Origin of the sequence: Mesorhizobium sangaii (genome assembly GCF_014207355.1) — a bacterium.
GTDB classification, from domain to species: Bacteria; Pseudomonadota; Alphaproteobacteria; order Rhizobiales; family Rhizobiaceae; genus Mesorhizobium; species Mesorhizobium sangaii.
Genome location: NZ_JACHEF010000001.1, coordinates 1421241 through 1442458, shown reverse-complemented (window position 1 = coordinate 1442458; position 21218 = coordinate 1421241). Strand labels below are relative to the sequence as shown.

At 60.5% G+C, this 21218-nt stretch carries 13 protein-coding genes; 2 read left to right on the top strand and 11 right to left on the bottom strand.

Going from position 1 to position 21218, the window contains the following annotated elements:
* The 11 genes from HNQ71_RS06925 to HNQ71_RS06875 form a co-directional block, all read right to left on the bottom strand.
* A complete protein-coding gene (locus HNQ71_RS06925) occupies positions 1 to 1065 on the bottom strand; it encodes an ABC transporter permease (protein ID WP_184871774.1) in 1065 nt (354 codons plus the stop codon).
* A complete protein-coding gene (locus tag HNQ71_RS06920; RefSeq protein WP_184871773.1) occupies positions 1058 to 2605 on the bottom strand; it encodes a sugar ABC transporter ATP-binding protein in 1548 nt (515 codons plus the stop codon). Before HNQ71_RS06920 ends, HNQ71_RS06925 begins: the two co-directional genes overlap by 8 nt.
* Positions 2602 to 3243 carry a DUF2291 family protein gene (locus tag HNQ71_RS06915; RefSeq protein WP_184871772.1) on the bottom strand — a complete coding sequence of 214 codons (642 nt, stop codon included), beginning with the start codon at positions 3241 to 3243 and terminating at the stop codon, positions 2602 to 2604. The genes HNQ71_RS06920 and HNQ71_RS06915 overlap by 4 nt, the downstream gene beginning before the upstream one ends.
* A 95-nt stretch (positions 3244 to 3338) precedes the next feature.
* Positions 3339 to 4280 (bottom strand): D-ribose ABC transporter substrate-binding protein, encoded by a 942-nt coding sequence (locus HNQ71_RS06910; RefSeq protein WP_184871771.1) that lies wholly within the window; start codon positions 4278 to 4280, stop codon positions 3339 to 3341.
* A 345-nt stretch (positions 4281 to 4625) separates the two neighbouring features.
* Positions 4626 to 5453: a phosphogluconate dehydrogenase C-terminal domain-containing protein gene (locus HNQ71_RS06905; RefSeq protein ID WP_184871770.1), complete on the bottom strand. Its 828-nt coding sequence runs from the start codon at positions 5451 to 5453 to the stop codon at positions 4626 to 4628.
* 222 nt (positions 5454 to 5675) lie between these two features.
* Positions 5676 to 6491 (bottom strand): hypothetical protein, encoded by an 816-nt coding sequence (locus HNQ71_RS06900; protein WP_246461235.1) that lies wholly within the window; start codon positions 6489 to 6491, stop codon positions 5676 to 5678.
* A gap of 382 nt (positions 6492 to 6873) precedes the next feature.
* Entirely contained in the window at positions 6874 to 7548 is a 675-nt protein-coding gene (locus tag HNQ71_RS06895) for a hypothetical protein (RefSeq protein WP_184871768.1), read from the bottom strand.
* 199 nt (positions 7549 to 7747) lie between these two features.
* The gene (locus HNQ71_RS06890) at positions 7748 to 9742 is read right to left on the bottom strand and encodes a hypothetical protein (protein WP_184871767.1); all 1995 of its coding nucleotides are present in this window, start codon (positions 9740 to 9742) and stop codon (positions 7748 to 7750) included.
* 174 nt (positions 9743 to 9916) lie between these two features.
* Positions 9917 to 12034 carry a class I SAM-dependent methyltransferase gene (locus HNQ71_RS34620; RefSeq protein WP_210333753.1) on the bottom strand — a complete coding sequence of 706 codons (2118 nt, stop codon included), beginning with the start codon at positions 12032 to 12034 and terminating at the stop codon, positions 9917 to 9919.
* Complete coding sequence (locus HNQ71_RS06880) at positions 12027 to 13112, bottom strand: glycosyltransferase (RefSeq protein WP_184871766.1); 1086 nt, start codon at positions 13110 to 13112, stop codon at positions 12027 to 12029. The genes HNQ71_RS34620 and HNQ71_RS06880 overlap by 8 nt, the downstream gene beginning before the upstream one ends.
* 15 nt (positions 13113 to 13127) lie before the next feature.
* Positions 13128 to 16628, bottom strand: a complete 3501-nt coding sequence (locus HNQ71_RS06875; protein ID WP_184871765.1) for a glycosyltransferase — start codon at positions 16626 to 16628, stop codon at positions 13128 to 13130.
* Positions 16629 to 18019: 1391 nt separating this feature from the next.
* On the opposite strand from HNQ71_RS06875, the gene HNQ71_RS06870 reads away from it, so the two are divergent.
* Positions 18020 to 18334: a hypothetical protein gene (locus HNQ71_RS06870; protein ID WP_184871764.1), complete on the top strand. Its 315-nt coding sequence runs from the start codon at positions 18020 to 18022 to the stop codon at positions 18332 to 18334.
* A 94-nt stretch (positions 18335 to 18428) separates the two neighbouring features.
* On the top strand, positions 18429 to 21218 hold a 2790-nt coding region (locus HNQ71_RS06865), incomplete at its 3' end, for a DUF4347 domain-containing protein (protein WP_184872265.1).

The following is a 21218-nucleotide window of genomic DNA, read 5'->3' as shown; positions in this document are numbered from 1 at the left end:
TCAGCCTGCCTTTGCCATCTGCATCAGTCTCACGCGGCTCTGCAGCCGGCGCTGCGCCTGGTCGACGACGACGGCGACAATGATGACCAGGCCCTTGATCACCATCTGCCAGAACGAACTCACCCCCATCATCACCAACCCGTCCGAAAGAATACCGATGACGAAGGCACCGACTATGGTGCCGCCGATCGTGCCGCGACCGCCCGACATCGAGGTGCCGCCGAGCACCGCCGCCGCGATGGCATTGAGCTCGAAACTTTCGCCCGTCGCCGGATGCGAGGCCATCAGCTCGGACGAGATGATCAGGCCGACGATTGCCGCGCAGAAACCGGAGAACATATAGACGAACATCTTCACTGTGTTGACGCGGACACCCGAAATTCGCGACGCCCGTTCGTTGCCGCCAACCGCGAAGATATGGCGGCCAAGCGGCGTGTATTTGGCGAGATAGGCCGCCGCCAGCGCAACGACGATCAGGATCCAGATCGCCACCGGCAGGCCGAGCAGCCGCCCAGCGCCGAGGAAGCCGAACCCGGTGGTGCCCAGTTCCGGCTTGCCGACGAGGTTGGGGAAGGTGCGGCCATCCGACGACAGCAGCGCTAGGCCGCGCGCGACATAGAGCACGCCGAGGGTGGCGATGAACGGCGCGACATTCAGCCTCGTGATCAGCAATCCGTTGACGGCGCCGATCAGGATGCCGACCGCCAGCGTGATCAGCGCGATCTCGACGACGTTAAAATAGATGGTGTAGCCGATCTGCAGGTCGATGCCGTTGAGCACGAGATAGCCGGCCACCATGCCGCACAGGCCGACGATCGAGCCGACCGACAGGTCGATGCCGCCGGTAATGATCACGAAAGTCATGCCCATGGCCAGGAACGCATTCAGCGCCACGTGCTTCGACATCAGGATCAGGTTGGCTGTCGACAGGAAATTCGGTGCCGCGATCGAGAAGAAGACCAGCACGGCGATCAGTGCGATGAAGGTCCTCGCCTTCATCAGCGTCAGCAGCAGGGAGCCGCTCGATGCGGAGGGAATAGCCGCCTTGGCCGGGATGTCAGTCATGGGCGGTGTACTCCGTGTGCGGGACAGGGCCATGGCCAAGCGCCGAGGCGGCGACAAGGGCCGCCTCCGTCGCCTCGGCGCGATCGAACATGCCGGTCAGTTTTCCGTTGCTCATCACCGCGATCCGGTCGGACAACGCCATAACCTCGTCGAGGTCCGAGGTGGCGAACAGAATGCCCAATCCGTCGCGCGACAACTTGCGCATGGTGCGGAAGACGTCGGCCTTGGCGCCGACATCGATGCCACGGCTGGGCTCGTCCATCAGCAGCACCTTCGGGCCGGTGAGCAGGGCCTTGCCGATCACCACCTTCTGCTGGTTGCCGCCGGACAGCGACGAGACCTCCTGTGCCGGATCGGCAACCTTGATCGCCAGTTCCCGAACCATCTGCACCACCGCCAGCCTTTCGGGGCCGCCGCGGATATGAAACAGGCGGACAAACCGCGACAGGCTGGCCAGCGTCAGATTGCTGGCAACGGAGAGGATCGACACCAGCCCTTCGCGCTGGCGGTCTTCGGGGATCAGCGCCAGCCCGCGCCGGATGCGCCGCGTCGTGTCGCGCTCCTTGACCTGTTTGCCGGCAATGAAGATCGTTCCGGTGGCCTGGCCATGGCGGCCCATGATGCAGTCGAACAACTCGCTGCGTCCTGCGCCCATCAGGCCGTAGATGCCGAGGATCTCGCCGGCGCGCAGCGACAGCGAGACGTGGTCGACCGCAAGGCCGCCGGTCGCACGCGGCAGGCAGATGTCGTGGGTGCGGAATATTTCTTCGCCGGGAACATGGCCATCGGCCTTGGCAAAATCCTTGGCGTCGGAACCGATCATCTGCCGCACGATCCACCGCGTGTCGACGTTTCTCATCTCCTCCTGGCCGGTGATGTGCCCGTCGCGCAGCACGGTGATGTAGTCGCCGATGCGGATCAGCTCCTCGAGCCGGTGCGAGATGTAGACGATGGCCACGCCGCGCGCCTTGAGGTCGGCAATCACCTTGAACAGGATCTCTACTTCGGCGGAACTCAGTGCCGAAGTCGGTTCGTCCATGATCAGGATGCGCGCATCGAGCGAGACCGCCTTGGCGATCTCGACCAGCTGCTGCTGGCCGATGCGCAGATCCTCGACCAGCATGTCGGGCCGGATGCCGGCCTGCAGGCGTTCGAGAAACTGCGCGGCGCGGCGCTCCTGTTGCTTGCGGTCGATCTTGCGGAACCGGTTGGTGATCTCGCGGGTGGCGAAAATGTTCTCGGCGACGGTCAAATTGCCGAACAGGTTCAACTCCTGGAACACCATGCCGATGCCGCGGTTCACCGCGTCGGCGGATGACGAGAAGGAAACGTCCTCCCCTTCCAGAAGGATGCGGCCGGCAGTTGGTCTTTCGACGCCGGCGATGATCTTCATCAGCGTCGATTTGCCTGCCCCGTTTTCGCCGACCAGCACATTGACCGCGCCCTTGCGCACCTCGAAATTCGCCCGCTTGACCGCAACTGTTCCGGAATAGACCTTGGAGACGTCTTCCAGCTTCAGAATGACATCGTGATCGCTCATGGCCGCGGCCCGATTTCTGCCTCCGCCGGCGTCACCAGCGGCAGGTCCTGGCCGCCTTCGAGCGTATAGGCGCCGAGAACCTTGGCGGTGCGGCCTTCCAGCGCTTCACGCGGCAGCTTCGAAAGCACGGTCTTGTCGGCATGGGCGTTGAACGCCTTGCCGAACTGGGCGAAGTCGATCTGGTTGGTGAAGTCGTTGAACTGGACGAAGTCGAGGCTGTCGCGCAACGCCGTACCGCGCATGGCGGGTCCGATCTGCACGCGTGCATCCGCCTTGCCGTCGCCGTCCACATCGATATCCATCGTCGCCGCGCGCGAGCCCGTGTTTGCGGCAACGATCTTGCCGTCAACACGAACCGCGAAGGTCCACGGCGAATTCGCCTGCTTGTTGGGATTGCCGTATTTGACGCCGGCAGCCGCCGGATCGGTCTTCGCCAGGGCATGAACCTCGGGAAAGGGTCCGGCTTTCTGCTGGAGATAGGGCACGACCTTCGCCGCCCACAACGCCTCGACCATCTTGTCAGGATTGAAGGCGGCAGCGCCGCCGCTGTCACCCGAGGGAGTCGGCAGAACCTTGCAGGCGGTCAGGCTGATGCCGAGTGTCACGGCAAGGATCGGCCAGGTCGGCTTGTTCAGCATGGTGGTCTGTTACTCGGCATGATGGTCGGCATCCGCAGAAAATGGCGGCGAGGGACGAACCGAGATTCGCCCCTCGCTATTCATGTCACGCCGGCTCAGTTGGTCAGCGCAAAGGTTTCCAGCTTGGGAGCATTGTCGCCATTGACCAGGAGGCAGTCCATCAGCTGCTTTTCCTTGGCCGGCGACTTCTTGTTCTTGATGAAGTCGTTGGCCTGCTCGACCGCCATCTGCGCCTGCGCAAAGGCCGGCTGCAGGACTGTCGCCTTGATGCCGCCCGCGGTGATCGAATCGCGCACGTCGTTCGATCCGTCGAAGCCGACGACGATGACGTCCTTGCGGTTTGCCGCGACCAGCGCCGCATAGGCGCCCATCGCCATCGTGTCGTTGCCGGAGATGACGCCCTTGATGTCCGGATTGGCCTGAAGGATCGATTCCATCTTGGCGTAGGCTTCGGTCTGGCTCCAGTTGGCCGACTGCTGGGCAACCATCTTCAGATCCGGATAGTCGTCGATGACGTCGTGATAGCCCTTGGAGCGAATTCCGGCATTGGTGTCGGATTCCTTGCCGACGAGTTCGACGAAATTGCCCTTCTCTCCCATCAGCTTGACGAATTCCTGCGCGCCGAGCTGGGCGCCCTGGTAGTTGTTGGAAACGATCTGCGCGACGGCAACGCCGGTGGCATTGATCTCACGATCTATCAGGAACGAAGGCACGCCCGCGTCCTTGGCCTTCTGCACGGCGGCAACGGTGGCGTCGGCGCCGGCATTGTCGAGGATAATCGCCTTGGCACCGCGGCCGATCGCCGTGTCGATCAGCTCGGACTGCTTGTTGGCGTCGTCATCATGGACGAGCACCAGCGCCTCATAGCCGAGTTCCTTGGCCTTGGCCTCCGCGCCGACAGCTTCCGCCTTGAAGAACGGGTTGTCGTGCGAGGGTGTGATGATGGCAATGAGATCGGCCGCATAGGCTGGTGCGGCGGTGCCAAGCGCCAGCATTCCGGCAAAAGCCGCTAGTGTCAGTCTGCGTGTCAGTTTCATGAAGTCCTCCCGTTTGAAAAAACCTTGATCAACTCAGGCCGCCGTCTGCCTTCAGACCGCGGATCGTCTCAGTTTCAAAAACCGTTTGTTTGCCGGCATTACCCTGAACGGGCCGTCGTGCCCCCTGCCAGTCCTCCGCTCGTCCAGGCCACGAAGTCCCTGCCAAGCCCTGTGGCCTGAGCATAAGAAAAGCTAAGCCAACTGGTATGATGAGTCAATCACAAATTCAGATGATATGTACCTGATGAGCGCGTTTGACGAGGGCGTCGACGGCCCAAACGCTCGCAAGCGAGGTTTTTCATCGAAGTGTCTCGGCCCTTCCGGCCGTTCCGCCCAGGCTTCGCTTCAGGTGATGCGCTGGATGCTGGCGGCGATCTCTTCCGGCTCGAACACGCGTTTCCAGTCGTCGCGCATCAGCACTGGCTTGCCGAATTCGATCGCCTTGTTGCAGGCGTCGGAGAAGACGCCCTTGGTTTCGCCGAAGATGACGGCGCCGAGCACGTTCATATGGCCAAGCAGGAAGTCGAGAGCCGCCTGTTTGTCGACGCCGCGCGCAACGACTTCATCGACAGCTTCCTTCATGACGACGAGCAGCGAGGCGCATACGGTCTCCGAAAGACCCGGCTCGAGCAGCGCCATCTGATCGACAGTGACGCGGTGCGAGCGCATCACCGGCGCCCAGATGATCTTGGCGATCGCCTCACCCTTGGCATAGTCCTCTTCCGGGCCCTGCATCAGCGCACTAACCATGTGCTGCTTGGCTTTGACGCCCCCGAAATAGTCCTTCTTGGCCGCCATGTCGGTCTCGTCGTTGAAGATCGGCGGATGACAGGGATGGGTGACGAAATAGGTCAGGTCCGGCCGCTTGGGCAGATGGCCGGCGAAAGGTGCCGCGGCGTCGAGCACCACCACCATCGTGCCTGGCGCGAGCTTGCTCTCGATGCTCGCCGCGACCTTGCCAATATGTGTATCGGGAACGGCCAGGATCACCACGTTGGCGCCTTTGAGCGCGTCATCGGCGCTGACGGCATCGAAACCCAGCCCCGACTTCAGCCGCTCGCGGCCGGCCTCGCTGACCTCGACATGGCGTATCGTGTAAGGCGAGCCGCGAAAATTGGTCGACAGCCGGTAACCCATTTTCCCGCCGGCACCGAACAGTGCAATCGTCGTCATGTATCACTACTCCCGATGTCCAACGATCGATCAACCAATCGTCATGTTATCAACTGGTATAATCACTCTACCAAAATTTGGCAATCTGGATCGGCATGGAATGCCGATGATTCATGTCTGACCATCCTTGGCCTGCATGTCCGGCGCTGGTCGAGGCTTGCTAGCTATGCCGGTGGCGCCGATGAACAACGCAATCGGCGAGACAAGACCTCGAGGTGTTCTTCACTTGGCCACTTGCGGAACGTGCAGCAAATCACGCAGGCGGATCGGCAAGCTGGGCGAAGCGCCCAATTCGGCACAGCTGGCCTCCCATCGGACGAGATATTCGGCGATCGGTAGACCGGTGCGCCCGGGCCAGCGGTTGAGTGCGCCCAGCGCCTCGAGGCAGTCCGGCGCGCGGTCGTATTCGGCGAGGATGGTCACGGACATCGCCTGGGCGAATGGATTGAGGCCGGGTATTTCGATCTCGCCGCGATGGTCGGCGAACCACGCCGCGGCGTCGCTGGTGAGCCCCTGGCTGTCGGCAAGTGCGGTATAGCCTCGGACGATGTTCTCGCGATATCCGGCAATGGCATCGCCGAAGGCGTTGTCGCCGGCGAAGGGCGGCGCCTCCTTCCAGCTTTTCGCCAGACGCCCGAGCCCGCGCAGCGAGTGGGCCTCCACCATCGCTTCCTCGAGCCACTGGCAGGGCGGCGCCGGCTTGGCGTCCGCCTGCCAGCTGTTGCAAAGTACATGGCCGAGCTCATGGCCGAACTGGTAGGCGAGCTTCGACCAGTCACTCTCGCCGATATCGACGATGATCCAGGCCATGCTGCTGCCGTCGGGATGCAGCCAAATGGCCGGCTGCCCGGACGTGTGCTCGTCGACACGCAGCCGCGTCGGCTGGCGATCGGAGACGAGGCGGACGTCATCCAGGCAGGCATGCCGCATACGCTCGACGACCTGATCTGCCGAACGTGGCAGCATGTGGCCCCAATCGCCGGCGAGCTCGATCGGGGCTGTGAGGAGCGTTATAGATGGATTGGTCGGCGGCGTCATGGCAGCGTAACCTTTTCCCGGGGTGTCCCGGCCGCTCAATGCAGCCGCAAAGCCCCCCAACAGTGTAACGAAATCTCGCCTTAGCATTTCGATGCCTGATGTCCCACCGCCCCGAATTAGAATGCCATCTTGATCCGCAAGGGGGAAGGTTTGGAAGCATAGCGCGTATCAAGCGAGCCTGGCCGCCGTCGATGAAAAGGCTATTGCGACCTTACGCGTCCGTCAAATCGTTCGAGGCCAATCGTTGACCCAGACAGCGGCAGGTGGCCAAGCCCCCCACTTCACCGCATGAGCCGCTTCGCCGAGGCGATGGTGCTATCGCCATCTTTCCGCAGCTGGTCACGCGAGGATATTCCTAGCCCAACGAGACCATGTTCGCAGCTCAGGCCTTTTGAAAGATGACAAGCCTGTTATCGATTTTGTTCAGGGGATGATCCAACTCCTCGTAGATCGTGTACTTGGAAACGCTGGCCATACAACGCACGAAGGAGGCCATGAGATCAGCATCAAGTGGTGTGATATCCTCTATAACGTAAACACCACCCGGCTTGAGTTTCACAAAAGACTCGATAAAGAAGCAAATATTGGCCGCGGCTTCATGAAGTCCGTCGTCCACCATAACGTCAAACATAACATTTCCGACTTCCTCCCAAAGTCCCCGAATTGCATGAGGGTTCCTTTGGTCGGTCCAAAATGTCTGAATCTTATCTTCTTCAAACAGAATGTCGGAATCGATATCGGCTCCGTATATCTGTGCATTCGGGAAGTACGCGCGCCAGCCGCGCAGCGACGCCCCCGGTTTTCCCTCGGCACCCATTGAAGAAGGCGCTCCCACCTTATTTGTACCCAGTCCCAACTCAAACAGTGCGAGTTTCTCGTTGCGAAACCTGGAGAACAGCCAGTCGTAGGCCACGGTGTAGTTATGAAACCCGATCCCTTTGTCGCTACCGTACGACGACATTATCTGACAGAGTTCAGTCGGTTGTAAGAAACCCCTATTTTTAACGTATTGGAACTCCCGCTCCAAATCTATGTGATTCAATACGCTTACTTGCATTGGGATAGTCTCCCCATATTGCAGTCGCCGAAGAACTGAGGCACGGCGTTTGTGGCATCACGGCTCAGACTCCCGGAAAACGTCCTAAGCGCTGATCCCAAACGAAGCGCGAAATCGCGCCTACTCATGACGAGTTTCCTGTCGGGTTTGGCTTTGCAGCCTACGCCGCTCTGCGCCGGGGATCTTCCGAGTCTCTGAACTACGCCGGAAGGTTTGGCGCGGTTGCGTACGCTGCCATTCCAGGGCCCAGCGCCAATTCTCCCTTGCGCAAGAGCAGCAGCCTTATGAGGTTTTCCTCGAGATCGGTACCAAATGAGCATCCCGCATTCGCAAGAACCACAGGATGATAGTCGAATATGCCTTCCAAAGCACCAGTCATGTCGTCATAGGTTGATCCAAGATTCAAAAATAAGGCATCACTGCGATACGGCTCCGGAATCTGCTGCCTCAGGTGCGCATTGGGTTGAGCGCTCGCAATGCTGATCGTGGCGGCAAGTCCCGTCTGGCGGCTCAACGAGTCCAGAGAATGCCGAAGCTTTTCAAGCTGCGAATCCTCGTTTCCGAGCGAGAAATGGACGAGCGGTCGGAAGAGCGAGAAATCGCTTTGGGTTTCCGTGCCGCTGTCGAATATTCTTAGTCGCTCGGGAATGATTTGCCCGAGGGCCGGGTTGCATGGCTCAAAGACGAATTGCGGGCGCCTTTCGATCAGTTTCAGAGAAGTTGGCCCGAATGCGATCTTGCGACGGAACGCAGCGGTTCCTGGTGCACACGATGCCGCCAGCGCGCTGGACTCAGCGGGGCGCTCTCTGCCGAAGTCGATGGGCTGCGCGGCCAAGGAGCGTAACTGTCGATCGGTGTGGCTTAACCAAGAGTAACGGCGCAGAAGCGCCAGGCCTTCGATCGTGTCCGCTCTAACTAGTAGGTAACGCTCCCAATCCCGACACCAGCTCTTTCTGTAAACCACACCATCTAGGTCCGATCCTAGATAGTTGTCACCAGCACGGATACCGATGCTGCCATCGGAAAAATTCTCAATATCGCAATCGAGGTTCGCGCGACCCATTTGTGCGTTGATATCGCTGTCCGATCTCCCGGCCCATAGCTGGCGAACCTCTCCGGGAGATTTTCCTCGCATCAGCAATCGACCCTTCTGATCGGTCAACTCAATCACCAGGTTCCACGGCGCGATACCAAAAGGTGCGTGGCGAACCAGCCTCAAATCGGTATCTGCGAAAACGACGGTATCGTGATGAGTAATTAGATAATACTGATCTCGGAACGCCGGCACATCCTCGACTACCAGCGAAGCGTCGGTATCTATGGCGTCGATGTCGGCTCCGCCAGAAACCCTAACGTGGTAACGTTGGGCAAACTCATCGGCGGTTGGCAAACTCCCATCCTCCCGATCGCCAGTGGTGGCTCCCACGGGATTTGTCATGCTCCAGCGGCCGTCTTGCCCCAGTTCTCCCGCGCCGACGAACATCTGATCCATCCGGACCTTGCCCAACGGCGAGTGCGGATTGCCGGCATAGTTATTTGGCATGTGCCACACCCATGCAAAGGCCGGAACCGCGTCTGTTTTCTGACAAATTGGAACGACGTAGCGACATTGGAAAGGCGCCGGGACATTTTCCAAGCACAGCCCCATAGCAGCCCGCTCCGCCACACCCCACGGACATACTGTCCCGCTTGCCTGTCGGTCGAATGAGGGCGATTGGACATATTCCGCACCCAGTTCGAGATCGAGGATGAACATGGGATTGTACGGATTTGGCATGTTCGCGAGAACGATGTCGCCCAGTAACACATGGGGCTGAACCGGCACGTAAACCGGCCAAAAAACGTCGCTGGAGGTGAAGCCACCAAAAGCTGTACTGTATTCCACCCGAATGAACGACGGCACCAGCCCAAATCCGCGAAGCGCCTCCCGGAATTCGACGAAGTAGCAAAAATTGAGGAAGCTAAGGCGAATGTCATTCTCTAGATAGATGAAATGCGTGTAGCGACCGTGATTTTCCTGGAGGAATTCCCTGGCGATAATCGCCTTGTGACACCACGTCAGATCCCAAGGGTCAGTAAGATCGCCGTAACTGCGGACCGCCCCCCCGTTCTTCGATAGCGTTTCTCTGCAAAGGCGCTTGAGTAGACCTAGTTCATCTTCGTGGACTGCGTTCGTTACGATTATGACGTCCATCGCGGCTACCGGATATTCGGCCAGGGAACGCAGGACTTCCGCCAAGTAACCAAGGCGGGACCGATCGAAGTGAAACGTAATAGCGCATAGAATGCGAGCTGTCAGTGCTCGCTCAGACACTATCCGGTCCTGCCAAAAAGACAACGCACAAGCATCCTTCTAGGGGCAACTAAATCATTGGAACTTCTTTTCGACATACAGCTGCCAAATTGGAAATCCGGCCATGACTCTAAGTTTTCGTTGGAAAATATTTACGAAAGCATCTATCGCCGGTTTTGGCATATTCAGCGGATCTTGCTGGCCGTCCGGTTCCAATCGCCAGAGATAATCATCGAAAATCATGAGACCGCCAACGCGAAGCATTTTAAAGGCAAGTACCGCGTCGGCAAGTACGTCTGGTGCCTGATGCGACCCATCGATATAGACTAAATCGAACGCCGCATCTCGTCGCGTAATCATTTCGGAAAGTGCCTCGGTCGAGGTTTTCTTCAACTTCATAACTGACGCCGCATGTGTGGCTCGTCGCCTTGCAAGAGCACAGTTGTAGTCGAAGCGCCGTTCCACCTCGCCCATAGCATCTTTGTCGTGCTCGGCCCCTCCCTCCCAGGTGTCGACGCAATAAATCTCGATTGGCCCGATCTTCGAACAATTCTCGATGAGATAGCAAGTTGATCGACCTTCAAACGACCCAATCTCAAGAATCCTTGTGGGTTTTTTTTCGTCAATCAGCGACTTCCAGGCCGGTATATTGTTAGAAAACCAATCAGTTGTAAACTGATACTCTTCATTGGTGGTATCTTCGCCGGCGCTCGGAGTTCGCTGTGAAGACGGTGATCTTGCTTGCTCAATTAGATCGATCCATCCGCCAATTGCGTATTGCCAATCGAAACTTCGGGCAGCTTGTTGTATGGCGCGACACTTATCGACGTAGGCAATCGGGTTCTCTTTGTAGTACCGCAAGGTGGCGGAGGTGAAAGCCTTGAACTTTTCGGCCTCGATTGGCGCAAGAACTCCGCCCCCCTGGTACGCTTTCATCGGGAAGTGCCCCACCGGCGTGCCGATCACGAGTCTGCCAGCGGCGGCGGCTTCCATGACGGGCAGTTGAGCAGCCTCGCTGATCGAACTGGTCACCACGGCGTCTACCGATTTGTAGAAGCTGGGCATGTCGTGAAACGAGGTTTGATTTCCGGTTGAACCAGCAACTCTGAACGCGAGGCCGGCATCTAGCGCGGCTGCCTCCGCAAGATCGCCACGTTTCCACTCGACACCAAATGTCTTGACCGACATGGAGGAAGCGTAACCAACCGTTGTTAAGCACTCTGGGACATCGGTATAGAATTCATCGTAGTTTATACCGAGGGGCGCAACCGTGGGAGGCCTCGATACCCCCCTCATCATAGACGCACAATAAACATACTCGCTCACTACACCGTAGTTAGCAAACTTGTCGAATACTTCTATCCCTTTCTGTTCAATCAACATTCGTATGTCAAACTCATGATGTGAAATGGCGATGATTTTTTCGTATGGAACGCGGTATCCATCGATCAAAGTCGAAATGCCGTCGGGGGCTGCTAATATAAGATCATAATATTGGATAATGCTTTGAAAGTAATCGGCGTGGTTTACCTGCCAGTCTAGTATATCTACAATATATCCACGGTCATGCAGGTGTCTACATAGGTCATAGTACACCCGACCATGCGACCATTTTGTGTATCCGTAGATCAGTATCTTACCGGCGCGAGGTTGCCTGTTCGCATTCGCCCGTATTGAAGGATGAACGATGTAACTCTCAATCCTTCTTCTATCGAAGGCGAGGTCACTGGAGCGCCAAGCATTGCTAAGTTCGCCCCCAGGGTTCTCAGTGCACCAGTTCTCCGAAGCGATGAATAGCTCCCATGTGCTGCAAACAGGAGCGCTGAGCCTCATTTGGCCGTCAGGCGTGGCCGACAAAAAAAGAGTGCCGGATTTCAGCGTCAGCAAACCACGCTCCAGCGGAATCAATTCGAATGTCGTGGGATCGACTGCCCGATTTTCGTGTTGCGACTGTGAGAAGGAAAAACAGACGTCAGGATTGCAGGCGATCGGTTCATGCGAACTGTCGACGGCATGGATCAGCCGACCCTGCCGGTTCGTGCCTCCCGAACTGTTGCCCGGCTCAAAAAATGCGTTCGCCGGGCAGCTCTCGACAGGGCCGTGTCGCAATTCACCCGTGAAGGGCTCGACATACATGACTGTGCCGAACGTCGTGAATAGCCGCGCGCGAGGCAATGTCGACAGCTCAATCATTTTGTACTCGTGCCTCTTCTCGCCGCCGGATGAAGAAATCGAGATTGTCCTTGAGGCGCTGATTGCCCATGTCCAGTTCAAGCGCCCTTTGCCCCCACTCGACGGCGCGACCCATCACATCAAGATGCCACGACGCAATGGCGCCGAGATCGAAAAGTCGAAACCCCCAGCAATGCGCGTCATCCAGATAACTGCCGGTGCGGTGCGTCTTCTCGATCCCATTGGTGCAGGCCCAGAACAGGTTCAGCCAGTCGGCCTTGCCATGGAACTCTTCGGCCAGGTCGAGCCAGATTTCGCGCCGATGGGGCGCCTCCATCCGGGCCTTGTCCAGCCAGGACAATTTCTGCTCCGGCCGCATGCGGGCGATGTAGCGCATTGCCTCGGAGCGTTCTTCGCCCCATGTGCTTGTCGGCAATGCAAGGTAGCGCTCAAGCAGTTGGACGGCACGATCATGCTGGTTGGCCCACATCAAGTCCCGTCCGAGCCAGAAGCATATTTGAGCGTCGCCGGGGTCTTCCTTATGTGCCACTTCCATCAGCGGCAGGTAGCTGCTCCTTGTTGGCTTGGCGAGGTCCTGCACCTCGAACATGACGATATCACTGCTATTCGCGGTGATTTCCTTGTCTCTGGTCAAGACCAGAGCCTCGTGGACAGCCCGCTTGAAGCGATATCCCCAGCGATGGTGAAAGTTCTTCGCCGGCCAGCTTCGCAGCGGCGTCGGGTCCTCGACACTGGATCTGTAGACCGTCTGACAATAAAGGGCTGTCGTCTCAGGGGTCCATGCCGCCTCGAGCTTCGCCCGCCAGCCAGGCTCGAGAAACCGGTCCATGTCCATCGTACAGCATACATCAACGTCAGGCGGGATCAGGGCCATTGCGGCGTTGCGGGCGTCGTCGAAGCGCCACGGGCGGACTGCTATCCTGTGTACCGTTACCCCCGCGCGGGTTAGTCGCTCCACCGTGTCGTCCGTGCTGCCGGTGTCGGCCACAATGCGATAGTCGGCGTCGACGGCCGAATTGGCCCAGCGCTCAGCGTTTGCGGCTTCGTTCAAGGCGATGGTGTAGACCGCAACTTTCAAATCAAGCCCCTTCACTCAACGTGCTGTAATACACCTCGCCTGATGAACATGCCCCGACGCGCCCTTGCGGATAGCCACCAGGCCACCGAGCAACCTTGCCCGATTCAGCTCATAGTGACTGTCGAAGAACAGGATCTCGGCGAACTGATCGGCAAGCGCGCTCACACCCAGCGGATCGACCGAGCGCGCGCTACCATGCTGCTGGATCTCCCGCAGCAGGGTCTTCGTAAGCGTGATCTTGCCGGCGTCCTCGCCCGGCGGCTGCCAATCGAGGTCCTCGATGAAGTACCAACCACCCTCGGCGAGTAGCGGGAAGAACTCGCGGAGCGTCAACTGCTCGTCGAACGAGGCGTGGCTGCCGTCATCGATGATCACGTCGAGCGAGCCAGGTTCGAGCTTCGCGGCGACGCCGCGCAACTCACCCAGCTTGGACTGATCGCAAACGAACGACTTAAAACGTTCGTTATTCAGCGGAGAAAAATCGGTCAGGTCGACGCCGACGACCTGGCAGAACGGAAAATAGCTATGCCACAGGCTGACCGAAGGCGTCTCGGTCTGGTTGCCTTCCGCCAATCCACGACACAGCCCGATTTCCATCAGCTGCCGCATGGACAGCCGTCGGGGCGACAGCAGGCGATCGTAGATCCTTGCGTAGCAATGGTGGTTGCCTGTGTGCCGGTTCTTGTCGGTGTTGAAGCGGTCGGCGAGACTTGTGAGCGTGGGGAAACTGTCGAGCGGGCTGATCAGCTGAGAGATCAGCGGCGCCCCTTCGCCGCCCGGCTGAGCGTCGTTTCGCGCCGTCCAAAGATGGAGGCCGACTACGCGATCATCGTTCAGATAGTCAGCCAGTTCCACTATCGGCTTCTCGAACCGGTCGATTTCAGTCCAATCGATCGTGTTGAAGAACATCGGGCTGAACACCCATTCTTGCAGTTCGGATCCCCTATCGGAGGCAATATAGTCAGACAGCAGCTTGGGGCCGATATCTCCAAACTCCTTGCCGTTGGCATTGTGGAAACGTTCAATCGAAATCTCGTAGAGGGCCCTGAGGTGGCGGCTGTAGGGCTGGGCATACATGACGTTGCCGCAGATGAAGTGGCCCTTGTGCGCTCCCCGCCATTGCAGATTGAAGAAATGATCGCCGCGGAAGGGGAAGGGCCGCAGCATGACGACATCGGAATCCATCCATAGCCCGCCATGCTCGTACAGCAGGGCGTAGCGGAAGACGTCGCTGAAATACCTGATCTCGGAGCCGGCGACGATCCGCTCGAACAAGGCGCGCGGCATGACGTCGTCGGCATTGCGGATTTCGATCCCATGCGGGATGAGGAATTCGAGCTTCTCCGGTGCATAGCTCCACACCCGCACCGGATGCCCTGCCGCTCGCATCGACGTTGTGGCGGCAATCAGCGTACGATGCTCGGCCTTGTCGGACATCACCTGATAGAAGCAGTTGATCTGGGGAAGTGCGGTGTCGTCGCTGCCAAGGAAGGGATTGATCCGCGCGTCGAACCGGCGCGATCGTTCCCGCCGTTCCAGCGGAGAATCGACGTCGCGCAGAAACGGCGCAAGCTCATAGAAGAACTCCTCCGTTGATTTCACGCGGCGGGAGGCGATGGCTTCGACCAGCGCCTCGCCTCTGTCCCCAGCCGCGCCATCACCAGCACGGTCAGGCTTCATCCCCGTTTCGGTTGGAGGAGCGGTATGCGCTGAATGATCTGGCTGGAGCCGCGAGGCCGGTGACGACAGCGTCAGCCTGGACGCTGTGTCAGCCACGCCCGATGGCAGGCTATCCGCATCCTCCAGCAAGGCCTGGACCTCCCCCGCATCGACGGTCGCAATCCAGGACTCGCTGTCGGCCACACTGTAAGAAATCAGCAAACGCGCTTCATCCGGATGCCAGGCAAGACCTGCAGCGAATTCAGGGCCTTTTTTGTTGAAGAAGAACGGACGGCTCACTTTTCGCAGAACGGTTGTTTCGTCGAACCAGACGAACCGATGCATGCACCAATGTAGCTTCTCGGCAGTCCTCCATTGGACTTCATGTATCAATGCGAGCCAACCACCGACAAAAGCGATTAGTTGGGTTCCTCCCCTGAATTTGTGGGTTGCGATCGCGGGAGACGTCTCAAGGACTGTCGCAGCACGCTCGTCCACTATCCGGATGGAGTCACCGAAACAGATGAATTGCAGCTTCTCTCCGCCTGCCTCCGCCGTGGGAGGCTTGACTTGCGGCATCCAGTTCTTCTCGTGCACCCGCGGCCCTGCCGGACGGAGTACGTGCCAATCGATCAGCCGGCAGGCGCCACCCTCGTCGATGCGCGCGATGACCTGTTCGCACCAACCCTCCGGTGTCAGTTCGCGCACGCACGAGACGCCCCACAGCGCATCGCGCCAGGCGAACAGGCGCATATCCTCAAATCCGAGAACCCGGTCGAAAGCAGGTTCCGGCATGTCGGCCGGCGGCAAAATCTCGCTTGCCGACTGGATGGCGAGTTCATCGCTCAATTGGAGCAGGAAATTGCGCGTGTGAGCCGGCACTCCGTCCGGCGTGTCGTATTGGAGGTTGTCTTCGGCCAGGGTGTAATTCGCAGTCCGCTGCAACAGCACGATCTGGCTGCCCCACAGGGTCACCGACGGCTTCGACAGCCGGTAGCCATCGGGCGCCGTGAAACCGACCGGACGCGCGCTGAAGGACGGCATCACCGTCTTGGCGGGCTGCACATAGAAGAACAGGTTCGACCACGCCAGTTCCCTGGGGCCATCGCTGATGGTCCGGTTCAGCGCCAGCCAGTTGCACGCCGCGAAGCCGCGGTCCTTGCGCACGGGATCGCGCGCGTAGTTTGCCGCGATCGCGTACTCCTCCAGCAGGCCTGTCGTGTAGGCGTAGTCCTCGATAAACAGGATGTCCTCGGGTCGCTTGACCGCCAGCCCTGCTTCCGAAAACAGCACGCTGGCGTCGTTCATTCCCTTCTCGCGGTAGAACCGCGCCAGGTCATACAGCGGCTCGGCACGTTGCGGCCGCTGGTTGAACGCGGCAAGCGCTTGGCCGATGAAGCCGGCCTCGTCGCCGAGCGTGCGCAGACAGCGCGCCTCTTGCAGCCGGGCGTTCCACGCCTCCTCGTCCCAGCCGCCCATCGCGGCGCGCTTGGCGTAAGCCACCGCGGCCTCCGCCGTCCGCCCGGCGTCGCGGTAGGATTGCGCCAGGTAAAACCAGTAGCGCTGATTGTCCGGATCCTTTTCAAGCGCCTCCAGCAAAAGCCTGGCATCTCGCTCGAACTTGTCCACCCGGTTCGATCCGCTGGCGTGGTCCTTGTACCAGGCGCTGCGTAGTTCTTGCACGCCGCCGGGCACGTCGAGATATTCGTGGGTTACACCATGGTAGCGTGCGCCCGCGTCGCGCCTGGCAAGGCGCGTGTTCCAATAGGCGAGGCCGGAATCCGAGCGTTGCAGCAGCCGGTAGCCTGGCTTGTCGAGCCCCTCGCGGAAGCCCGCGTCCTCGACCACCAACTCCATGTCGGCGTCGTCGAACAGCAGATAGTCATAAGCGAGCGGCGAGGCATAGGCGTGATCGAGCGCGGCGTTGCGCGCCTGCTCGAAATTGTGGAATGGAAATTCGTGCAACTCGCCTGGCAGGTTGCGGGCGGCGAAGAACGATTTGACGAAATCCTGTGTCCCGTCGGTCGAGCCGGTATCGCCGATGACCCAGCAGTCGATGTGGCTTGCAACCGCGCCGAGACAGCGCTCGAGATTTGCCATCTCGTTCTTGACGATCATGTTGAGGCAGAGGCGCTTGCGGCTTGTCATATGCTGACTGTCTGCTCCCCGGATAACTGCGGGCCGAGGCGGTCACTTTTATGCCATCGTGCCGTCTGGGGCAGCGATCCGCTCCGATGCGGATTTGTCCGACCTTCATGCCCCATGCGCAATACCCCCCTGCCTCGGCCATTCGCATGACCTGTATGCAAAGGATCGCTCGTCCCTTCCTTTGCAAACGCGACCCCCACGCTATCCATTGTTAGCTAGGGCTGTCCGCCGCCGCAAGGGTCTCGACGTCCCGCTGAACCAGCCTTCGGCGATCAAGCGCTCCGTTCGGCTCGATCGCTCACGAGCCAACTCCGTCACGATATCGTGAGGGCACGACGCGAACCAAGGGGGGCACCCTTAAGCCTCGGATTTTTCGACGCGTTTGGCCCACGAGCGCCATGTAGATGTCGACCGAAAAGTAGTTACCCGTGTTCAATAATTAACAAATTGTTAACAGGGTTATTTACAACTTGCTAATTTTAGATTTTACTAATGTCTTGTGCATGGAGGGTAGCCGTGGACCGGGCAGGATGCCTGTCGGTCTGCGCAGTTTGTGAGCCTAGAGAGTGTCTGGAGCAAGTCACTTCGTGCGTGAGGGCGCACAGAGTGTGCGGTGGGGTGCAAGTAAAGATGTCGTGACGCCTTGAACTCAAGGCCGGCGTTTCCCAACCTGATGTTCCCTCGCAAGCAGTCGCTTCCCTCGCAAGTCGTCGTCGAGAATTCGAGACACGCGTTACGGGAGTTGGCTGTGGTGAGTGTAATATGGCGTATGAAACGATGCGGCCGCGACGCGGGCGCCCGCTTCGGTCAACCCCTCAATCATCCGCAGCTGGCCGCCGGCAGGGCCTGCGGGGTCCTCAATCACCTCAGCGAAGACAAGTGGCGCACCGTTCGATCGAGCGTGACGAAGAGGCTGTCAAGCCTTGCCCGCCCGTCTCGTAGACCTGCCCGTCATACGCGGATGCGCACCGGACCGATAGCAGGCGCGAACGGCTTCGGCGAGCGCGTGCGCTCGCCGGCGATTGAAACCAGCGATTGAACCTAAGGGTACGAACAAGAGAAGCAGGTGGCCCAGCCGCCGCCGACCGAGGAGAACAATGATGAGCTACATAGCAGGGTTTGCGGTCATGGAAGTCGCCGTCAGAGGCGTCTTGCCTATCGGCGATACGACCGAAAATGTGCCTTATTTTATTCTGGACACGGCCAAGAACGCCATCGTCGGTCAGGTCGTTCTTCCCAAAGCCGTCAAGCGAAGCCTCGCCGTCGCTCTCACTGTCAAGGTTCCAGCCGCAGCCGGCTCATTTGCGATTGGCACGTTTGAAGATGGCGGGAATTTCCAGCCCTGCAGCTTCCTCCGCGTAGAGAGCCCCGCTGTTGAACGTCCCGACGGCGCCGTCGGCCCGTCCGGAAGATGACCGCGCCCAAGCTCCTTCTCCTTACGACCGCTCGCCGGCCAAGCCGGTGGGCGGTTTCCCCTTGAATCGAATTCGAAGCCAACAGGAGCCAGTCATGGCCCGTGCCTCTGAAATTCTCTTCGTGGATCCTTCAATCTCCGACCTCGAGACGGTTCTCGGCAACGTGCGAGCGCAAGTCCAGGCTGTCGTGCTCGATGGCTGCCGGCCGGCCGCGCAGCAGATCGCTGCCGCGCTCGCAGGGCACGAAAGCCTCGATGCGATCCATATCATGGCACATGGCGCACCTGGCCGGGTTGGCTTCACCTCAGGAGAGTGGTCGACCGGCACGTTGAAGGAAGCGGCTGACGATTTTGCCGCGATCGGCAGGGCGCTTGCCGCGGACGGCGAGCTGCGGCTGTGGAGCTGCGAGACGGCGTTAGGGGATGCGGGCGAGACCTTCGTGGCGGCACTGGAAGAGGCCGTCGGCGCGGCCGTCGGCGCATCGAGATCGCTGGTTGGCGCAGCCGCCCTGGGCGGCGCCTGGGAACTGTCCGCACGCACGAGCGCGCCCACGCCGCCGCTGACCCCGGATGGGGTGGCAAGTTACGCCGGTGTGCTTGCGGTCGATCTGACACTCACTGGCAATTTGACTAATCAGAATGGCTCCTCAACTATTAACACCTACTATTTAATAGATACAACAGCAAATCCTGATTTATTGGTTGGCAGCTTTCCACTGCCACAATCGGGTAATGGCGTTGTCAGCGAATTTGCGATAACTATTACAATACCAAATGAAACTCATACTTATGTGATTTACGACGCCGGCTTCAATTTATATGGCACACTTACTCCGGGTGTCGGTAATACTTACAGTTTCGCAGCGGGTCCCTCCAATGGGGCCGGCGGCAATCAATTTGATGTTGGGAGCTTCAGCACCAGTACAGTTGGCGCGACAGGCCCGGCGGGCGCGACGGGCCCGGCGGGCCCGACCGGCGCGACAGGCGCCACGGGCGCTACCGGCGTGGGTGCGACCGGAGCCACAGGTGCGACGGGTGCAACAGGGGCTACTGGCGCAAGTGGCCCATCAGGTGCGACAGGCGCCACGGGCGCTACCGGCACGGGTGTGACCGGAGCCACAGGTGCGACGGGCGCGGGCGGCCCGACGGGTGCGACTGGCGCAGGCGGCTCGACCGGAGCCACAGGTGCGACGGGCGCGAGCGGCGCGACGGGTGCGACTGGCGCAGGCGGAGCCACAGGTGCGACGGGCGCGGGCGGCCCGACGGGTGCGACTGGCGCAGGCGGCTCGACCGGAGCCACAGGTGCGACGGGCGCGGGCGGCCCGACGGGTGCGACTGGCGCAGGCGGCTCGACCGGAGCCACAGGTGCGACGGGTGCGACTGGCGCAGGCGGCTCGACCGGAGCCACAGGTGCGACGGGCGCGAGCGGCGCGACGGGTGCGACTGGCGCAAGCGGAGCCACAGGTGATACTGGCGCCGCGGGTGCGACGGGCGCAACAGGAGCCACAGGTTCGACCGGCGCAGGCGGCTCGACCGGAGCCACGGGTGCGACGGGTGCGGGCGGCTCGACGGGAGCGACTGGCGCAACCGGAGCCACAGGTGATACCGGCGCCGCGGGTTCCACTGGCGCCACGGGTTCTACAGGCGCGGCGGGCGACACCGGAGCGACTGGCTCGACCGGCGCCGCCGGTTCGACCGGCGCTACTGGCTCGACAGGTGCGACCGGCTCGACTGGCGCAACGGGTGATACCGGAGCCGCGGGCTCCACTGGCGCAACCGGAGCCACAGGTGCGACTGGTGCGACCGGCGCCACGGGTGATACCGGAGCGACTGGCTCGACCGGCGCCTCCGGCTCGACTGGTTCGACAGGTGCGACTGGCGACACTGGTGCAACAGGAGCCACGGGTGCGACCGGCGATACCGGTGCGACCGGCTCGACTGGTGCCACGGGTGATACCGGAGCGACTGGCTCGACCGGCGCAACCGGCTCGACCGGAGCGACTGGTTCGACAGGTGCGACTGGCGACACTGGTGCAACAGGAACCACGGGTGCGACCGGCGATACCGGTGCGACGGGCTCGACCGGCGCAACCGGTGATACAGGAGCAACTGGCGCAACCGGAGCCACAGGTGCGACCGGCGCCACGGGTGATACCGGAGCGACTGGCTCGACTGGCGCAACCGGTTCGACAGGTGCAACCGGCTCGACCGGAGCGACGGGCTCGACAGGCGCAACTGGCTCGACCGGAGCAACTGGCTCGACAGGTGCAACTGGCGCAACCGGCTCGACTGGAGCAACCGGCTCGACCGGAGCGACAGGCTCGACGGGTGCCACTGGCTCGACCGGAGCGACAGGCTCGACGGGTGCCACTGGCTCGACCGGAGCAACTGGCTCGACAGGTGCAACTGGCGCAACCGGCTCGACTGGAGCAACCGGCTCGACCGGAGCGACTGGCTCGACTGGCGCAACCGGTTCGACAGGTGCAACCGGCTCGACCGGAGCGACGGGCTCGACAGGCGCAACTGGCTCGACCGGAGCAACTGGCTCGACAGGTGCAACTGGCGCAACCGGCTCGACTGGAGCAACCGGCTCGACCGGAGCGACAGGCTCGACGGGTGCCACTGGCTCGACCGGAGCAACGGGAGCCACAGGTGCAACTGGCGCCACCGGTTCGACCGGAGCGACAGGCTCGACGGGTGCCACTGGCTCGACTGGAGCAACGGGAGCCACAGGTGCAACTGGCGCCACCGGTTCGACCGGAGCGACGGGCTCGACTGGAGCGACTGGCTCGACGGGTGCCACTGGCTCGACCGGAGCAACGGGAGCCACAGGTGCAACTGGCGCCACCGGTTCGACCGGAGCGACGGGCTCGACTGGAGCGACT

Excerpts from the sequence above, each read along its gene's own strand:
- HNQ71_RS06870 (WP_184871764.1), top strand. The coding sequence starts at position 18,020 with ATGAGCTACATAGCAGGGTTTGCGGTCATGGAAGTCGCCGTCAGAGGC.
- HNQ71_RS06925 (WP_184871774.1), bottom strand. The coding sequence starts at position 1,065 with ATGACTGACATCCCGGCCAAGGCGGCTATTCCCTCCGCATCGAGCGGC.
- HNQ71_RS06900 (WP_246461235.1), bottom strand. The coding sequence starts at position 6,491 with ATGACGCCGCCGACCAATCCATCTATAACGCTCCTCACAGCCCCGATC.
- HNQ71_RS06915 (WP_184871772.1), bottom strand. The coding sequence starts at position 3,243 with ATGCTGAACAAGCCGACCTGGCCGATCCTTGCCGTGACACTCGGCATC.
- HNQ71_RS06875 (WP_184871765.1), bottom strand. The coding sequence starts at position 16,628 with ATGGAGTTGGTGGTCGAGGACGCGGGCTTCCGCGAGGGGCTCGACAAG.
- HNQ71_RS06895 (WP_184871768.1), bottom strand. The coding sequence starts at position 7,548 with ATGCAAGTAAGCGTATTGAATCACATAGATTTGGAGCGGGAGTTCCAA.
- HNQ71_RS06905 (WP_184871770.1), bottom strand. The coding sequence starts at position 5,453 with ATGACGACGATTGCACTGTTCGGTGCCGGCGGGAAAATGGGTTACCGG.
- HNQ71_RS06890 (WP_184871767.1), bottom strand. The coding sequence starts at position 9,742 with ATGGACGTCATAATCGTAACGAACGCAGTCCACGAAGATGAACTAGGT.
- HNQ71_RS34620 (WP_210333753.1), bottom strand. The coding sequence starts at position 12,034 with ATGATTGAGCTGTCGACATTGCCTCGCGCGCGGCTATTCACGACGTTC.
- HNQ71_RS06920 (WP_184871773.1), bottom strand. The coding sequence starts at position 2,605 with ATGAGCGATCACGATGTCATTCTGAAGCTGGAAGACGTCTCCAAGGTC.
- HNQ71_RS06910 (WP_184871771.1), bottom strand. The coding sequence starts at position 4,280 with ATGAAACTGACACGCAGACTGACACTAGCGGCTTTTGCCGGAATGCTG.